The following is a 16,400-nucleotide window of genomic DNA, read 5'->3' on the forward strand; positions in this document are numbered from 1 at the left end:
TATTGGTTACGCCTTGTCGATAGCCTATACAAATCCCGCAACAACCTGAATAGTAATGGCAAATCGGTATTTTTTAAAAGTAAAAGAGGTCGTTCGGGAAACGCCGGACGCTGTAACAATAACGTTTTGGCACCCACTCAACGAAGAAGTGCGCTACCAGCCGGGACAGTTTTTAACGTTCCTGCTGAATATAAACGGTCAGAAGCTGAGACGCTCGTATTCAATGGCTTCGTCACCACATGTCGATGTGTCGTTGGCGGTGTCGGTGAAACGGGTACCGGGCGGTTTGGCGTCCAACTACCTGTGTGATCAAGTCAAATCCGGCGATATTCTTGAAACGCTGGAGCCAATGGGTAATTTCGTGCCGAAGCTGGACGCTAAAAATCGGCGCAACATTGTGCTGATTGGCGCGGGTAGCGGTATCACTCCGCTGTTTTCGATGGCGAAGTCGGCGTTGCACGTTGAGCCGGATAGTCGCGTATGGCTGATTTACGGTAACCGCAGTCAGGAAACCATTATCTACAAAGCGCATCTGGACGCGATGGAGCAGGCGTATGGAGCATCGCGCTTTCGGGTGACGCATGTGCTGAGTCAGCCTACGGGAAGCTGGTCGGGACTCGAAGGACGATTGAATCAGCACACGATTGCGAAACTGGTCGAAACATTACCGGCTGCTGAGCGCCAGAACGTTAGTGTTTATCTGTGCGGTCCCGATGGCATGATGGCCGAAGCCCGTTCAGCTTTGTCGCTGGTCGGCATTCCGAATGATCGTGTATTCAAGGAAAGCTACATTACTGCGCCCGTCGCGGCTGGTGAAGTAGTCGAAGAGCCGGTAGCCGCCGACGAGGCAGGATCGCCCGAAGTGACCGTTCTCTACGAAGGTAGCGAGTACAAATTCACCGTGGCCCCGCACCAGACTATTCTGGAAGCGGCTTTAGATCTGGACATCGATTTGCCTTATTCGTGTCAGGCGGGAATGTGTACGGCCTGTATGGGCCGTTGCGTATCTGGTAAAGTACAATTGGACGAAGAAGACGGTCTTTCGGAATCGGAATTAAAAGCGGGTTACATACTAACCTGCGTTGCGCACCCTGTTGGCCGGGATGTAGTGATTGAAATTGAATAAAAAGCCTATTTGATCTTTTCGGAATGTTTTAGAATGTCATACGCCATATCTCCAAGATATGGCGTATGACATTCTAAAACATTCCGAAGCCGTAGAACTACAACTCGTCCTTGCCCATTTATTTTTTACGCTTCGACGCCGGAGCTGGGGCAGCTGGTAAGGCAGGAACTACGGCGTCAGGAGCCTGAGCCGGTGTGACGAAGGCCGGAGGGGCAGCTGGTGTTGCTGGAAGTGGAGGAACGGTAGCGCGTAACGACCGGGACGGACGAGTCGGACGCTTTACCGGTTTGGATTCAACCTTGATCGGTAAATCTAGATCCATGTCCGATTCGTCTTCCGCCATAATATGCGCTACTTTTTCGCTGTGCCGACTCATCTCTTCCGATAGCAAATCCAGCCGTTTTGTCATCTTCTCGATCTCCTGTTCCAATTGGTCCATGGGCTGCCGGGCTGCTTCCGCTCTTTTTTGAGCCTCTTCGAGTTGCTTGTCTACCTCTTCGACACTGAGTTCCTGCTTTTTTATTTCCGGTTCAAGAAGTTCAAGTTGTTTTTCAATCGTAGCGGCTGCGGCTTTGTCTTTTCCTTCGACGGATGCGTCCATCATCTGTTGTCGTTTCTGGAGAATACGTTGCCGTTCTTCCAGCAACCGTTGTTTACGCCATTCGAGCGTTTCCTGACTGCGCTCAATCGCTTCGACTGGAAAGCGAAGCTTCTCCATCTGCCGATACAAGGCTTCCATTTGGTTCGACCGCTGAGCCATGAGCCGGCTCAAACTGTCAAGACGCGTTTGGTGCAATTTGCGCAGCTGCTTAAGGGTGTCGGCCAAGGGCTTTGGTGGCGCAGTCATTTTGGCTAATTCCTCGTCGAGCTTATCCGGGCTAACAATGCTGGTATGCTTTATGTCTGCCGTCCATTGATCCAGTGCGTTCATGCCTTTGTCGAAGGAATACTTTGTTTCGATAAGGGCCAGTAGCATATCGCGCTCAGGTTGAGGAATCGAGTCTAGTAGAAGCTGACCGCTCATGACCTGATCGAACTGCTGTTGAAGCTGGTCAACGTGCTTCGCTGGTAGCTTCTGACCTTTCCAGGTCATATAATCGAGCTTGTTATTGTCCGTCATACTGAATTCAGTGCCGTTACCTGCGCTAAGCCGCCGGTACGACTGCGGCTTCGGCTTACTTGGTTTAGATTGTTGCTGAATGGCATAAACCGATGCGCTTACCAGGAGTAGCGTTGCCAGCGTAAGACCAACCAAACTACCGTTCGAGACAATCGGGCGCGTTGAAACACCAAGTGCGCGCCGAACCCGGTGGAGAAGCAACTGCCGTTTGGTGGTCAGGGCCATTGCCAAAGCGGGCGTTTGACTGGATTGAGCCAGCCGTAGTTCTTCGACACGAGCTAGCGCCTGAGCCAGTATCCGTCCATTATTTCCACATGCCTGTATCGCCAGATCATCGCAGCAGTGTTCCCGTTCCTCCCGGATACGCGCTGATAACCACCAGATAGCCGGGTGGAAGAAATACAGTACTTCCAGAACCGACTGAAGAAGATTAACCGCATAGTCGTGGCGCTTCACATGGGCTAACTCGTGAGCAATAACGGCTTCAAGTTCCTGAATGGACAGGTGAGTCGCCAGGCCGATAGGAAGTAACAGAACAGGTTTCAGGCTGTTGACAACCATCGGTACCACGATCCGGGCCGACTCACGGATGCGTACCACCGGACGGATCTGTAAAGCTGATCGCAGGTGATTGGCCAGATCGGCTACACGGTCGGAAGCGGGTTGAGCCGCTGTTCGGTTGAGGTGTTGCAGGTAAAGCCAGCCACCCGTAAGTCGTACACCAAACAAAGCGACACCGATTAAATAAATCAAAACAAACTGACTCAGGTGGTTATCCAGAAAAACCTGAATTTGGGTATGCCACGGTACTATCTGCGTCATCGTTTGCCAATGAACGGGTAGTGAGCCTGCGGAATGCGTGTGGCTGGGTGTTGTGATCGTAGAGGGTAGAGGCTTGTAATACCAGGCGAATGTACCCATCGAAAGAAGCGGTTGTGCCAATAAAGCCAGAACGCCTGTTCGGTAACGGGCCGCGCTGGACCGACCGCGAAATACCTGCAAGACTAAAGCTGCCGACAAAACAAGCGCGAACCCTTGCCAAAGTGTGTGAAGTAAGGTCCAGCCAAGCGCGTAACTAACCGGACTTGATAGATAATGCGTGATAGTATTCATGACAAACCTTGTTGATCAGTTTAATTGATTACTCCCGGTCCAGATTATCAAGTAACTTTTTGATTTCGTCCAGCTCTTCGCGCGATGTCTTGTGCTGGCCCAGTACCTGCATGACCAGCTTCGACGCTGATCCGCGAAAAGCCGTTTCGACAAAGCGGTCAACCAGCCCCCGTTGCGTATCCTCCTGACTGACAGCCGCTGTGTACGTATGCGACCGCCCATCTTCTTCCCGGCTCAGTAACCCTTTCTCATGCATGATCTGCATAAGCTTCAAGGCCGTTGTATAGCCAATATCACGACTTTGGCTTAGTGTTTCGTGAACCTGTCGTACGGTGCTCGGCCCTTTAGCCCAAAGCACGTGCAGGATTTCCAGTTCAGCATCGGTTGGCTTCATAATTATCTACGAATAATTTCGTAGTAAAGAAATACGAAGATTTTCGTAGATGCAAGAGTGTGAACAAAAAAGTTTTATAATCACTTATTTGTAAGATGGCTGGATAGCTTTTTGCTTTATCAACCCGTAAAAATTTACACATCGACTTTGATAGCCGAATCACCCTATGACCCCAAACGAAACCTTACTTATTCCAACTCGTCCCGTTCGGCAATTCATTGGCGAAGATCGCTTTGCTAATTCGGATCTAAAAAGTTGGGACGATGTAAAACCCTTGTACGACGAGTTACTGAACCGGCCTATTCAAAACGCCGATGATCTCAAACGATGGTTGATCGACCGGAGCGAGCTGGAATCGTACCTGTCCGAGAATTTTGCGTGGCGGTACATTAAAATGACCTGCGACACGGCGAACGAAGAGCTGGTTAACAGCCTGAATTTTTTTATTGCCGAGCTACAGCCCCCCATGACTGCGTACGGAAACGATCTGGATATCAAAGCCATCAGCAGTCCTTATTTAAGCCAGCTAACCGACGAAGGATTTGCGGTTATGGTACGGGGCATGAAAAAGGCTATTGAGATCTTCCGCGAGGAAAACATTCCGCTGCAAACGGAGATTCAGACCGAAGAACGCAAATACGGTGCAATAGCCGGTGCAATGACCGTTACGATTGACGGACGTGAAATGACTTTGCCCGAAGCCAGCGACTTACTTCAGGTAACGGACCGGTCGGTTCGGGAAAAAGCCTGGCGTAAAATCTGGGAACGGCGGTATCAGGATCATGATGCGCTCGATGGGCTTTTTGATCGGTTGCGAACGCTACGGCATCAGGTAGCGGTTAATGCGGGGTTTGCCAACTTCCGGGATTACTCGTTTGCGGCTCTCGGTCGGTTTGACTACACACCGGAAGATTGCTTTAATTTTCACAGTTCGGTGGCGGATGCGGTAGTGCCGTTGCTGGACAAACTGGCTTCGGATCGGAAACAACGACTCGGTGTCGAACCGCTGCGTCCGTGGGATTCAAAAGTTGATGTGGAGGGCCGTCCACCGCTCAAACCGTTTGGAACGGGAACCGAACTAATCGAAAAGACAATAACCTGCTTTGACCGACTTGATCGTTCGCTTGGCGACGACCTGCGGATTATGCGGGCAATGGGCCACCTCGATCTGGAATCGCGGAAAGGAAAAGCGCCCGGTGGCTACAATTACCCACTGGAGGAAATCGGCGTACCGTTTATTTTTATGAACGCTACTTCTAGCCTACGCGATCTGGTAACGATGGTTCACGAAGGTGGACATGCTATCCACTCGTTTCTGACGCGTGATTTGTTGCTAAAAGCGTTCCGCAACCCACCGATGGAGGTAGCCGAACTAGCTTCCATGAGCATGGAATTACTGTCGATGGATCACTGGGATGTGTTTTTTGACAACCCCGATGAATTACGTCGGGCTAAGCTTCAGCATCTTGAATCGATTATCGAAACCCTGCCTTGGGTAGCAACCATCGATAAGTTTCAGCATTGGATCTACGAGAACCCAACGCACACCGACGCCGACAGGAGAGAAAGCTGGATTGCCATTTATGATACGTTTGCCGATAAAATAACGGACTGGTCGGGCATAGAATTCTTCAAGTCGTACCTCTGGCAGCGGCAATTGCATTTATACGAGGTGCCGTTTTACTACATCGAATACGGCATTGCTCAACTCGGCGCTATTGGTGTCTGGCGTAACTATCGTCGGGACACGGAGGCTGGTTTAGAGGGCTACAAAAAAGCGCTTAGCCTGGGGTACAAAGCGCCTATTCGGGATATTTACGCGGCTGCTAATGTACCGTTCGATTTTTCCCGCGAACATATTCGCGAGCTAATGGCGTTTGTATGGGAGGAAATGGAGACGCTTAAGAAGTAGACGAATAACGAGAAAATTAGAAAAATCTAACGGTTAACCGCTTACGACTAACGACTCTTTCGTAAGTTTGCAGAATCAATTCGTAATCAAGTGGCTATGAAACGCGTATTCAGTGCAGGATTAATGGTAGCCGCCGTGCTGTCGCTGGCATCCTGTGACTATCAGAAAAATAACACGATCCGTCAGGCCGACTACCGGGCAGGTGATTTCCGGCCTGATTATCGGGCGGGTGATCCTGAAGTATATGGAGCTGGCAAAGATTCGGCTGCTGTACAAACAAAATACAAATACACGCCGAATCCTGCTCTTGATCAACGGGCCGATAAGATTCGTCAGAAATTATTTGGGCCTAGTACAAACGGGCAAGGTGCTTAATCAACTTGCATTATTCGGAGGTCAAGGTTTATTTAACCAAGGCCGTAGAATGGGCTAGTTAGATGGCTTATAAAAGCGACGCATTGGTCAACTTGACCGATGCGTCGCTTTTGTGTATAAGGAATAGTAGTATCTATTTTTTTTGCGTTACTTTGTTCGCTTAACGCATTGCACTTAATAGTACTTTTTAAATAAGGTAAGTAGTCAAAAACAGCATAGACGCTATGAATATTGCATTAGTAACAGGTTCGGCTGGGCTCATTGGTAGCGAAGCCGTATCCTTTTTTGCCGATAAGTTCGATCTCATTATTGGTATTGACAACAACATGCGTCAGTACTTTTTTGGCGCCGATGGGTCAACCGAATGGAATCGGAATCGATTGTCAGACACCTATGCTACTTATAAACACTACGCAGCTGACATCCGGGAAGTAAGCCAACTGGAACCTATTTTCCGGGAGTACGGCTCTGACATTAAATTAGTACTGCACACGGCTGCGCAACCGTCACACGACTGGGCGGCTCGTGAGCCATTTACCGATTTCGGCGTGAATGCTGTTGGAACGCTCAACATGCTTGAGATGACCCGCTTACACAGCCCCGAAGCAGTATTTATCTTTACCTCGACCAACAAAGTATACGGTGATAACCCGAACTACCTGCCGCTGATCGAGACAGAAACCCGCTGGGAAATCGATCAGAACCACCCGTATTTCAAGGATGGTATTGACGAGTACATGAGTCTTGATCATACCAAACACTCGGTATTTGGCGCATCGAAAGTAGCTGCTGATATCATGGTACAGGAGTACGGCCGCTATTTCGGTATGAAAACGGGTGTTTTCCGGGGCGGCTGCCTGACGGGACCAAACCACTCAGGTGCTCAGCTTCACGGCTTCCTATCTTACCTGATGAAGTGTGCCATCACGGGTAATCAGTACACGATTTTCGGCTACAAAGGCAAGCAGGTACGGGACAACATTCACAGCTGGGACCTGGTGAACATGTTCTGGCATTTTTACCAGAATCCTCGTGCGGGTGAAGTTTACAATGCGGGTGGTGGCCGTTACGCCAACTGCTCCATGCTCGAAGCCATTGCCCTATGCGAAGAAATTTCGGGTAATAAAATGAATTACCAGTATTCAGAAACGGCGCGTAGTGGCGACCATATCTGGTACATTTCTAATCTGAACAAATTCAAAGATCACTACCCCGACTGGAACTGGACATACGATTTGAAAGAAACGATGGTTCAGATTCACGATAGTATGGCTGCCCGGTTGGCCCTGGTGAAATAATATCCATTTACGCTAAAAAATGCCAGTCGAATAAGCTGGCATTTTTAGTATTATGTCCATGCCGCATTTCGATACCTACCCGACTTTATACTGGTTTCCCGTTTATTTATTGTGCTGGGCGCTGTTGTGGTTGGCCGTTCGGCCCCGGTTCAATCACCGGGCCTTTCTAGCCTTGTCGGTGCTGGTCCTGTTTTTGCTACGGTTGCCGAGTATTGTTTTTAACAGCGAGATTAATCCGGACGAAAGTCAGATGATTACGCAGGCGCTAACGCTCCGGCAGGACCCCGTTTATTTTCGGGCGGTAGATGGAACGACAGGGGGACCGTTGGATAGCTACTTCTTAATTGTTCCCAGCTTTATCGGGTTACCATTCGATTACATCACTGCGCACTTAACCGCCTTTGGTTTGGTTGCGGCATGTCTGTGGCTTCTGTTTCGAACGGCAAGGTTGTGGTTTGGCGACGCAGCCGCTCGTCTGGCGTTGCTCCCTTTCATCTTCATGCTGGGATTAACGCAGAATGGTGATTTTTTGCATTATAACAGCGAACTGATTGCGCTGCTGCTGCTAAGCTGGAGCTATTACCTTTACGCTACATTATTAAAGCAGAAACAACCTTCGACAGGTCGAATAGCGTTGATCGGCTTATTTCTGGGAATGGTGCCGTTTGGCAAATTACAGGCTGTTCCGCTTGCGGCTGTGGTCGGTTTGTTTGTTTGTGTCGATGTACTGCTTCGGCAAAATCTTAGTGCAGCGGGTAAGATTGGTCGCGTCGCTGTACTAGGCGTATGTGGGCTAGCGTTCCCGCTATTTTTCGTTTTGTTTATGCAAGTCAACGGCATGTACGATGACTTCGTAACGTTCTATATTCTGGGCAATTTTCGGTACGCTGGTGACACAAACCAGTGGCAAAGCCTGCTTCGTCTGCCTGATTTTTTCCGAAAAGGAAGCGAGTTTGACTGGCTGGTTAAGTTTGTCGCCATCGTCTGGTTAGCTGGCCTGGTAATGGCCTTCCGCCGAAAAGACCGGTTAACGGCTCATTCCGTTCAGATTGGTGCTTTTATTGGTCTGCTCTTCGTGGCAACGCTGTTTGCTATCACCCGAACCGGCTCGGAATATGTACACTATCTTTACTTTCTGACGGGACCGCTGTTGTTTGGACTAGCGTATGGCTGGCAAAATCTGTTGAATGTTGAACGCTTAGGGAAGTGGCTTGGGCTGGGTGTTACCGCTATTTTTCTAATCCTCTTTGGTGTTCAAACCGGTCAGAAATTTCTGAATAAAACGCCCGTTAACCCGTATCCTTCGGACAGTCAGCATGGCTGGGCCGTTCAGCAAACGCCCGTATCGAAAGAAGTCCTGAAATACGCGCGACCCGGTGAAAAACTAGCCGTTTGGGGTTGGCGCTGCGATTACTACATACAAACCCAAATGCCGCAGGGCGTAGCTGAGAATCATACCATTCGCAGTGCTTTTAATCATCCCATGCTGGCCGACTATCAGAAACGGTACGTACGTGATTTTGTACGATCTACTCCGCCGGTTTTCGTTGATGCGGTTGGTAGCCAGAGCCTTTGGATGAATGATCGGAAGACGCAGGGCCATGAACTAATCGGACCGTTGGCTCAATTTGTAGCTGCGCACTATACATATGTGGGCCTGATCAATGACACCCGAATCTACGTTCGTAAGGATCGTGTCAATGGCTTATCGCTGGTGGATCAATCCGTAAAGTAGACAAGTAAAAAAAATAATTCACATTTAGCAGCCAGCACTTATTAATCAAAAAAAGGCTAAGCTGACTCGTAACAAGCTTTTTTCATGTGGACAAAAAAAGGACTCATTTATAAACCAGACGGTACCCAACCGTTTAGCCGTACGCACGCTCAAGTACCATTTGGCTATCCAATGGGCGATAAGTTACGCGTGTATTTTTCGACGCGTGATGAGAACAGTTCGTCGGCGGTTTCCTTTGTCGAACTGAATCCGAACAATTTATCCGAAATAACGTATATTCATGACCAACCCTGCCTGAGCAAAGGTGCTGTTGGTATGTTTGATGAAACCGGAACCATGCCTTCGTGGTTTTTGCCCGTTGGCGACGAAATCTGGCTCTACTATACCGGTTGGAACAAAAGCGAAACAGCGAGTTATCGACTGGGTATCGGTTTGGCTATTAGCACGGATGGAGGGCTGACGTTTCAGCGAAAGTACGACGGACCCCTACTGGATCGCTCTATTTATGATCAAGTGTGGGCGGCCCAGCCTTGTGTGATTCGGGAGGGTGAAACCTGGCGGATGTGGTATTTGTCCTGTACAAAAATTGAAGTCATTAACGGGCATCCTGAACCGTTTTACGACGTTAAGTACGCCGAATCGAAGGACGGTATCAACTGGGAACGTACGGGGCAGGTATGCGTTGGTTACGACGAATTTACCGACGCAATAGGGCGCCCAACGGTTTACAAAGACGGTGATTTGTACAAGATGTATTTTTCGTACCGCAACGCGACGAACTATCGTACCGACGTACAGCGCAGCTATCGAATTGGCTATGCCGAGTCGAAAGACGGAATTACGTGGAGCCGCAAAGATGAGCTGGCCGGTATTGAACGTTCTGCCGACGGTTGGGATTCATTGATGATGGATTATTGCCATATATTCCCGCATCAAAATGAATGGATTATGCTTTATAATGGTAATGGCTTCGGTGCATCAGGATTTGGGTACGCTACCCAGTCGGCCACTTACTAAATTATGAACAAATGTCTTTGTTTATTAGATAGATAGCAACCTAATTTGTGTACAATCCACAAGTGAGCACCCATGAAAGAAGTAGCGAAATATCTGATTAAAATAGACGCCGAATTTGTTGATGGTAAGATAGTAACCGAGATTCCTTACGAGGAGGTAATGCGGCTGGTTAACGAACCGAATATTGTCATTATAAAGACCGGCATTCCACAGGAAACCCTGGCGAAAGTTATCAAAGGCACACGCCAGTGGGCTAGCAAAACTCCTTTGACTGAGGCACCGGATACGTTTGACAATAACCAGCACAAACATCGGTTACATATTGCCAAAATTCAGCAGGCTCCGCAGTTGTTCCACGATCATACATTCGATGCTTTGCTCGACCTGGAGCCAGCATTTCAGCAGACACTGCTGAGCATTTTTGATCCGATGCGTAATCTTTGGAACAGTCTGACTGGAAACGATGAGGCATTTGGAATTCGCAAAGGGGAGGCTTATTTCCACCCGCAGGTAACGCACTACCCGCTGGGAGGAAGTTTCTTTGGCCGGCACTGGCATCCGCTCAATCCACAAAAAGTAGGGTTGATTCTAGCGTTGAACCAGTACGGAAAAGACTACACGTCAGGTGGCACAGGCTATGTAATAAACGATCACATTATTGAAACAGAAGGTTTCCAGGATTCGGGTGATCTGCTTTTGTTTCGCTACGACCTCCCTCATTGGGTGAGTCCTTCCAGCTTTGCTGACCGCTTCAGTTGGGAAGATCCCGCCGGACGTTGGGTGTCGATTCTACCGTTTTATAACCCGTGGGGTACACCCGCTGACAAAGATGAGCCGCAGGGCTGGAAAACCCAGATCCAGCAGGCAAAACATGCCCCATCGGTGGCAGTTGCTTAAGTTAGTCATTAAGTACTACAAGTGAACCCTATACGTGACATTCGGGTTTCAACTGAAGTACTTAACGACTAGCTGTAAATTTCCAGTATATGGTTAAAGTTAGCGTGCTGATTATTACTTACAATCAGCATAAATTCATTCGCGCTGCCATCGAGAGCGCTCTTGCTCAGCAGACAACGTTTCCAATTGAAATTCTGGTGGGCGATGATTTTTCAAAAGATGGTACGCGTGAGATTATTCAAGAGTATGAGCAAAAATATCCTGGCTTAGTTATTGGTGTACTACATCCTCACAACATGGGGAAAAATGGGGGGATCAACTGCCTTGAGACCCTAAAGCTAGCCAAAGGTGAATATTGGGCCTTGATGGATGGCGATGATTACTGGATAGATCCGCTGAAACTGCAAAAACAGGCCGATCTATTAGACGCTCATTCTGACTATTCCACTGTTTTTAGCAACACGCGGGTCATTTTCGAAGATGGGTCGCCGTCGTACCTACTCAACGGCCCCGACATGAAGCCCTATTATACGCTGGATGATTTGATCGGCGAGGATGAGATCTGGTTTATGGCTACGTCAAGTTGCATGTACCGGAACAACATCAAGGAGTACCCGGCCTGGTTTCGGGAATCATCGAGCGGTGATATTCCCCGCTTGATCCTGAAGGCAAAACTGGGTAAGATTGGATATATCCCGGATGTGATGTCGGTTTATCGTAAAAACCGGGGTGGAGCTAGTTACGCAGATAACTACTACGACGAATCATTTCTGCGCAATCGAATTCAAATGTATAGCGACATCAACCGGGAGCTTGATTACCGCTACGATCACCTTTTGCGCCGGAATATTGCTCGCTATTACCGGATGATGCTCGATTCGAAACAATACAAAGACACTTATTTCCGTCGCGCCAAAGTGGCCATTCAGTACCTTTATCTGGGAAAACCAGAGTGGGATAAGGCGAAAAAAGTAATTCGTGATTATATTGTTCCTCAGCCGTTAGCGAAATTGTACAGTACAATTCGTTTGTTGCCTTACCGATAATTCGTGACGGCAGCCAGTACGGAGACGGAAGCTACAAACCTATTTAGAGAATCACGGGCCAGAATCCGTGCTATAGCTATGAAATTAAGCGTTGTTATACCGGCTTATAACGAAGAAGAATCGTTGCCGCCCACCTTACGGGCCTTGTACCAGACCTTGGCTAAACACGGTATTCCGCACGAGATCTGCGTGACCAACGACAACTCGAAAGACGGAACGTTACGGGTACTTAATGAAATGGCGGCTAATGAAATTCCAACGTTGGTTCCATTCACAAACCTTGGTCCTAACGGATTTGGCTACGCGGTTCGTTACGGACTGGAACGTTTTTCGGGCGACTGTGTGGCTGTATTTATGGCCGACATGTCTGATGATCCAGAAGATCTGGTTAAGTTTTATAATAAAATGCTTGAAACCGATGTCGACGCCGTATTTGGGTCGCGTTGGGGAAAGGGTGGAAAAGTAATTGACTACCCACCGCTTAAAATGTACATCAACCGCGTAGCCAACTTCATCGTTAAGCTGTTGATGGGGATTAAGTACAACGACACGACCAATGCGTTTAAGTTGTACAAGCGCGAGACCATTGAAGGCATTAAGCCCTTTTTAGCCCCTCACTTTAATCTGACGGTGGAGCTCCCACTGAAAACGATTGTGCGTGGTTACAGCTTCGCCGTTGTACCCAATAGCTGGACAAACCGGAAATACGGCGAGTCTAAACTAAAGATTAAAGAGATGGGCAGCCGCTACTTCTTTATCTTGATGTACTGCCTGATCGAAAAATATTTTTCGCGTGGTGATTTCCACAAAAAACCGGTGACGCCTGTAGCGCAAACAGTTAGCCGGTAGAAAATAGTCTATTAGCGTTAGTTGATGAGCCAGCCCGCAGACGGTTGGCTCATCGTGCTATCAGGCCCTTTAAGCCGGGAATCTGGTAAATAGCGAGGGTTTGTACGACCGCCCACAGAAACCCGCTGATCAGCATATAAAGCAGGAGCTGACCACGACTCACGCGGAACGAAACCGCGAGAGCGGTGCCCCCAATAGGCGTGAGAATCAAAGGCGTCAGAAAAGCGATTCCCATCAGGCCAAACCGCTTCCACACTCTGATTGCCATCCGCGTTCGGCGTGTAAACCGCTTTGGGCGCTGCTTTCGGTAACGATCGACTAAGGCTTGTATGGCTGATCCGGCGTAAGTAATTGCTGCCACACTAAGCATCATGCCCGCCACTGTACAAAGGGATGTTTCTATCCAGGATAAGCCCAGTGTTGCCCCTGTCAATGGCCCGCCAATGAATTTAATCGTGCTGGCAATGATTACCGAAACATATTTGGCAAGGTTCATAGAAAGAATTTAGTCTTGAAACAACGCCATAAACGTAGCTGTTGTTTACGATATATGCCACTGCTTAAATCTGTTTATTCTGGTTCGCCTGCCTACCTTTACAATGGTCATTTACAAACCATTATTCCAAGTCTTACCCGCAATGTCACTGGCGTTACTTACGAACGTGAACGGCTAACGCTCGCCGACGACGATTTTATCGACCTTGACTGGATCGATGCAGGAAAGAAACGACTGGTTATTCTGACGCATGGACTAGAGGGCGATAGCCGACGCCAATACATGCTTGGAACGTCCCGGCTGTTTTCTCGGCATGGCTTTGATGTGCTCGCCTGGAACTGTCGTTCGTGCAGTGGAGAGATGAACCGGGCTTTTCGGCTCTATAATCATGGTGAGATTGGTGATATTGGTGAGGTGATAAACCACGCATTACGCACCAAATCATACGAGGAAATCGTCTTGGTAGGCTACAGCATGGGAGGAAATATTATCCTGAAATACCTGGGTGTCCATGCAAAACACGCCCCCGATGTTATCAAGCGAGGAGTTGCCATTTCGGCCCCAACTGATTTGGGAGCTAGTGCTGCGCTGCTCGACCGGACTTCGAATCGTTTCTACCGGAATCGATTCATGAAAAAACTGATTGCGAAACTAAATCAGAAAGCCGACCTGTTTCCGGGCCGGCTGGATATGACAAAATTGAAGCAGGTAAAGCAATGGCGTGATTTCGACGATTTTTTCTCGGCTCCGGTAAACGGATACCACGATGCCAACGACTTTTACAATCAGGCTTCCGCCGTTAATTACATGGCTGACATTGCAGTACCCGCACTATTATTAAACGCAAAAAACGATCCGTTACTATCCGCCGAATGTTCACCCGGTTGGCTTGCTGAAAACCATCCGTCTATATTTTTAGAAACGCCCGCTACGGGTGGTCACGTTGGCTTTATGGTCGCGAATGACATATACACCTACGCCGAACGACGAGCGCTGGCTTTTGCCGAAGGTACAATCGACGGCTAAAACATCGCTTCTGCGATCTGTTCAGCGTGAACTAGGCGCTGGCAATGTGAATCAGATCTTCGATTTGATTGATGATTGTAGCATTTTCGGGAATATCAATATCCTGTCCGACGACTTGGTAACCCATGAGTAGCAAGTGAACGTCCGGAAACGATTTCACCAGACGATCAACATAAGGTTGGACTTCGTGGTTTGCGGGTACCGAGGTCAAGGCCGTGAGCAGATAATCAGGTTTGTGAACGTTGTAGGCAAAAACCAACTCGTTGAACGGCAAACTCTGACCCAGATAAATAACTTTGTTGTAGCGAGCCCGAATGATGTAATTGCTGAAAAGGAGACTAATCTCGTGCATTTCACCTTCCGGTAAGAACAGCATGTATTTTTTGCCGTCTGGCCGCTGTTTGCTGGCCTGCCCATCGATAGCAACGATAATTTTCTGACGAATCAGATTAGAAATGAAGTGTTCCTGGGCAGAGCCAATCGATCCTGTCACCCAAAGCGTACCGATTCGGCTTAAGAATGGATAGACAATGTGAATCATTGTGTTCTCAAAGCCAAACTGGAGAATGTTCGTGCTGATGATCTTCTCGAAACGCTCCTCGTCGAGGTCAATCATCGAGATGGTAAGCGCGTGGATCTGATCAGGATAATTAAGTTGCCGATCTGAAATCTTGATTACTTCACGATACATTTCCTCTACCGACAGCTTCGAGATCTCAGATATCTTGTATCCATGATCTTTTAGCAGAGAAATATTCAGCACCAGTTTGAGATCCTGATCGTCGTACGTGCGGATATTGGTATCCGTTCGCTTGGGAGAAATTATATTGTAGCGTTGTTCCCAGATTCGCAACGTGTGAGCTTTGATGCCCGAAAGTTGCTCTAAATCTTTTATGGAGTAACTACTCATAGAACCAATCTATTGTATATGAACAGGGAGTAAAGCGCCATGCTGATTCATACTTTTTTGCAGTTGACAGCAGACTGCTTTTACAAGCCGACTGAAGATAAATAAAGACATACGGTCAATACCATCGTTAAGTTTGCTTGCTATGCAAATATACTTATAGAACACCAAAGTTTGACTTTTGTTTAAGTGGATTCTACAAAAGTATGAACAAAAATTGGCCGATAAAAAACGTGAATTGTAATGCCAATAACCACTTCGCCAAGCGATTGTCTTTTCGGAAGGGTAGGGCATACCAAACGGTAAACAGTAGAATAGAAACAAGCCACCAACCAAGATAATTCTGCAAAGGAACTGGCTGCCCGAACCACGTCCAAAAATCCAGCTGAATCGCTACGGGTTCGATAAATAAGTCTAACACGACCATCACTGTTGCGGCCAGTACAACTTTTAGCCAGGCAGGGGCAGGTAACTCATTGCATACAGAACCAATACAATACGACAAGATAAGCCAGTTGACAGCAATAACCGGAGGAACTGACCATACCTGAGCGCCTAGTCCCCAGCCGTAGGCATAGTGACCAAAAATCGACTCTGTATGAACACCGATTACTTCAATAAAATAGCTCGCCAGTAGGGTGAGGGCAAGATAGATGTAAAAGGAAGGACGCCAGTCGGTGTGATATAACAGTAAAACGACCAGGGATGAAATAAGCGTAACGGGGCTTAACGGGCGGAAATAGTCTACCAACGGGGGGAGTTGTAAACCAACGATACCCGCAAGGTAAGCCATAATCAAAATCGCTCGGATGATTGAGTGATACCGGGTAACTGTAGGAACATGAACGGCCATGAACGAGCAACTACCTGATCGAGAGAAGTGTTACAAAAAAAGCCTCCTGAATAATCAGGAGGCTTTACTAGGGGGTGAAAGACGGGGCTCGAACCCGCGACCTTCGGAACCACAATCCGACGCTCTAACCAACTGAGCTACAATCACCGTTTTGAGAGGGCAAAGATAGTAAATAGCAATGAATTATAAACAATAGCGGCTACCTTTTTTTCTACAATAGCCAACATTGTCTATAA

Annotated in this window: 15 protein-coding genes and 1 tRNA gene; 10 read left to right on the forward strand and 6 right to left on the reverse strand. The window is 48.1% G+C overall.

The genetic code is table 11. The annotated features are described in order from the left end of the window. Window positions 1–55 precede the first annotated feature (55 nt). Window positions 56–1,126 carry a ferredoxin--NADP reductase gene (locus LQ777_RS00920; RefSeq protein ID WP_232560643.1) on the forward strand — a complete coding sequence of 357 codons (1,071 nt, stop codon included), beginning with the start codon at window positions 56–58 and terminating at the stop codon, window positions 1,124–1,126. Between the two features lie 118 nt (window positions 1,127–1,244). Here LQ777_RS00920 and LQ777_RS00925 read toward each other — a convergent pair whose 3' ends face one another. Further along, the gene (locus LQ777_RS00925) at window positions 1,245–3,359 is read right to left on the reverse strand and encodes a M56 family metallopeptidase (protein WP_232560644.1); all 2,115 of its coding nucleotides are present in this window, start codon (window positions 3,357–3,359) and stop codon (window positions 1,245–1,247) included. Between the two features lie 28 nt (window positions 3,360–3,387). Then, window positions 3,388–3,753, reverse strand: coding sequence for a BlaI/MecI/CopY family transcriptional regulator (locus tag LQ777_RS00930; RefSeq protein ID WP_232560645.1), 366 nt, complete (start codon window positions 3,751–3,753; stop codon window positions 3,388–3,390). 166 nt (window positions 3,754–3,919) lie between these two features. On the opposite strand from LQ777_RS00930, the gene LQ777_RS00935 reads away from it, so the two are divergent. The 8 genes from LQ777_RS00935 (at window position 3,920) to LQ777_RS00970 (ending at window position 12,882) form a co-directional block, all read left to right on the forward strand. Then, a complete protein-coding gene (locus LQ777_RS00935) occupies window positions 3,920–5,665 on the forward strand; it encodes a M3 family oligoendopeptidase (RefSeq protein ID WP_232560646.1) in 1,746 nt (581 codons plus the stop codon). 96 nt (window positions 5,666–5,761) lie between these two features. Further along, window positions 5,762–6,040, forward strand: a complete 279-nt coding sequence (locus LQ777_RS00940; protein ID WP_232560647.1) for a hypothetical protein — start codon at window positions 5,762–5,764, stop codon at window positions 6,038–6,040. Between the two features lie 224 nt (window positions 6,041–6,264). Beyond that, on the forward strand, window positions 6,265–7,338 hold the full coding sequence (locus LQ777_RS00945) for an NAD-dependent epimerase/dehydratase family protein (protein ID WP_232560648.1): 1,074 nt from the start codon (window positions 6,265–6,267) through the stop codon (window positions 7,336–7,338). Between the two features lie 58 nt (window positions 7,339–7,396). Further along, complete coding sequence (locus tag LQ777_RS00950; RefSeq protein WP_232560649.1) at window positions 7,397–9,073, forward strand: hypothetical protein; 1,677 nt, start codon at window positions 7,397–7,399, stop codon at window positions 9,071–9,073. An 84-nt stretch (window positions 9,074–9,157) separates the two neighbouring features. Beyond that, complete coding sequence (locus LQ777_RS00955; protein WP_232560650.1) at window positions 9,158–10,090, forward strand: glycoside hydrolase family protein; 933 nt, start codon at window positions 9,158–9,160, stop codon at window positions 10,088–10,090. Window positions 10,091–10,162: 72 nt separating this feature from the next. Further along, window positions 10,163–10,987: a hypothetical protein gene (locus LQ777_RS00960; protein ID WP_232560651.1), complete on the forward strand. Its 825-nt coding sequence runs from the start codon at window positions 10,163–10,165 to the stop codon at window positions 10,985–10,987. 89 nt (window positions 10,988–11,076) lie between these two features. Further along, complete coding sequence (locus LQ777_RS00965) at window positions 11,077–12,033, forward strand: glycosyltransferase family 2 protein (RefSeq protein ID WP_232560652.1); 957 nt, start codon at window positions 11,077–11,079, stop codon at window positions 12,031–12,033. A 78-nt stretch (window positions 12,034–12,111) separates the two neighbouring features. Then, the gene (locus LQ777_RS00970) at window positions 12,112–12,882 is read left to right on the forward strand and encodes a glycosyltransferase family 2 protein (RefSeq protein WP_232560653.1); all 771 of its coding nucleotides are present in this window, start codon (window positions 12,112–12,114) and stop codon (window positions 12,880–12,882) included. A gap of 49 nt (window positions 12,883–12,931) precedes the next feature. Here LQ777_RS00970 and LQ777_RS00975 read toward each other — a convergent pair whose 3' ends face one another. Then, complete coding sequence (locus LQ777_RS00975) at window positions 12,932–13,378, reverse strand: hypothetical protein (protein WP_232560654.1); 447 nt, start codon at window positions 13,376–13,378, stop codon at window positions 12,932–12,934. A 54-nt stretch (window positions 13,379–13,432) separates the two neighbouring features. On the opposite strand from LQ777_RS00975, the gene LQ777_RS00980 reads away from it, so the two are divergent. After that, window positions 13,433–14,404, forward strand: coding sequence for a YheT family hydrolase (locus tag LQ777_RS00980; protein ID WP_232560655.1), 972 nt, complete (start codon window positions 13,433–13,435; stop codon window positions 14,402–14,404). A 31-nt stretch (window positions 14,405–14,435) separates the two neighbouring features. On the opposite strand, the gene LQ777_RS00985 is transcribed toward LQ777_RS00980, so the two are convergent. From LQ777_RS00985 to LQ777_RS00995, 3 genes are all read right to left on the reverse strand, one after another. After that, window positions 14,436–15,314 carry a MerR family transcriptional regulator gene (locus LQ777_RS00985; RefSeq protein ID WP_232560656.1) on the reverse strand — a complete coding sequence of 293 codons (879 nt, stop codon included), beginning with the start codon at window positions 15,312–15,314 and terminating at the stop codon, window positions 14,436–14,438. Between the two features lie 193 nt (window positions 15,315–15,507). Continuing rightward, a complete protein-coding gene (locus LQ777_RS00990) occupies window positions 15,508–16,104 on the reverse strand; it encodes a carotenoid biosynthesis protein (protein WP_232560657.1) in 597 nt (198 codons plus the stop codon). Between the two features lie 132 nt (window positions 16,105–16,236). Further along, window positions 16,237–16,312: transfer RNA gene (locus LQ777_RS00995), tRNA-His, on the reverse strand. Between the last annotated feature and the right edge of the window lie 88 nt (window positions 16,313–16,400).

Source organism: Spirosoma oryzicola, from assembly GCF_021233055.1.
Lineage (GTDB): Bacteria > Bacteroidota > Bacteroidia > Cytophagales > Spirosomataceae > Spirosoma > Spirosoma oryzicola.

What these genes read in the sequence shown, in the direction of transcription:
- LQ777_RS00920 (WP_232560643.1), top strand. Translation starts at nt 56, where the DNA reads ATGGCAAATCGGTATTTTTTAAAAGTAAAAGAGGTCGTTCGGGAAACG.
- LQ777_RS00925 (WP_232560644.1), bottom strand. Translation starts at nt 3,359, where the DNA reads ATGAATACTATCACGCATTATCTATCAAGTCCGGTTAGTTACGCGCTT.
- LQ777_RS00930 (WP_232560645.1), bottom strand. Translation starts at nt 3,753, where the DNA reads ATGAAGCCAACCGATGCTGAACTGGAAATCCTGCACGTGCTTTGGGCT.
- LQ777_RS00935 (WP_232560646.1), top strand. Translation starts at nt 3,920, where the DNA reads ATGACCCCAAACGAAACCTTACTTATTCCAACTCGTCCCGTTCGGCAA.
- LQ777_RS00940 (WP_232560647.1), top strand. Translation starts at nt 5,762, where the DNA reads ATGAAACGCGTATTCAGTGCAGGATTAATGGTAGCCGCCGTGCTGTCG.
- LQ777_RS00945 (WP_232560648.1), top strand. Translation starts at nt 6,265, where the DNA reads ATGAATATTGCATTAGTAACAGGTTCGGCTGGGCTCATTGGTAGCGAA.
- LQ777_RS00950 (WP_232560649.1), top strand. Translation starts at nt 7,397, where the DNA reads ATGCCGCATTTCGATACCTACCCGACTTTATACTGGTTTCCCGTTTAT.
- LQ777_RS00955 (WP_232560650.1), top strand. Translation starts at nt 9,158, where the DNA reads ATGTGGACAAAAAAAGGACTCATTTATAAACCAGACGGTACCCAACCG.
- LQ777_RS00960 (WP_232560651.1), top strand. Translation starts at nt 10,163, where the DNA reads ATGAAAGAAGTAGCGAAATATCTGATTAAAATAGACGCCGAATTTGTT.
- LQ777_RS00965 (WP_232560652.1), top strand. Translation starts at nt 11,077, where the DNA reads ATGGTTAAAGTTAGCGTGCTGATTATTACTTACAATCAGCATAAATTC.
- LQ777_RS00970 (WP_232560653.1), top strand. Translation starts at nt 12,112, where the DNA reads ATGAAATTAAGCGTTGTTATACCGGCTTATAACGAAGAAGAATCGTTG.
- LQ777_RS00975 (WP_232560654.1), bottom strand. Translation starts at nt 13,378, where the DNA reads ATGAACCTTGCCAAATATGTTTCGGTAATCATTGCCAGCACGATTAAA.
- LQ777_RS00980 (WP_232560655.1), top strand. Translation starts at nt 13,433, where the DNA reads ATGCCACTGCTTAAATCTGTTTATTCTGGTTCGCCTGCCTACCTTTAC.
- LQ777_RS00985 (WP_232560656.1), bottom strand. Translation starts at nt 15,314, where the DNA reads ATGAGTAGTTACTCCATAAAAGATTTAGAGCAACTTTCGGGCATCAAA.
- LQ777_RS00990 (WP_232560657.1), bottom strand. Translation starts at nt 16,104, where the DNA reads ATGGCTTACCTTGCGGGTATCGTTGGTTTACAACTCCCCCCGTTGGTA.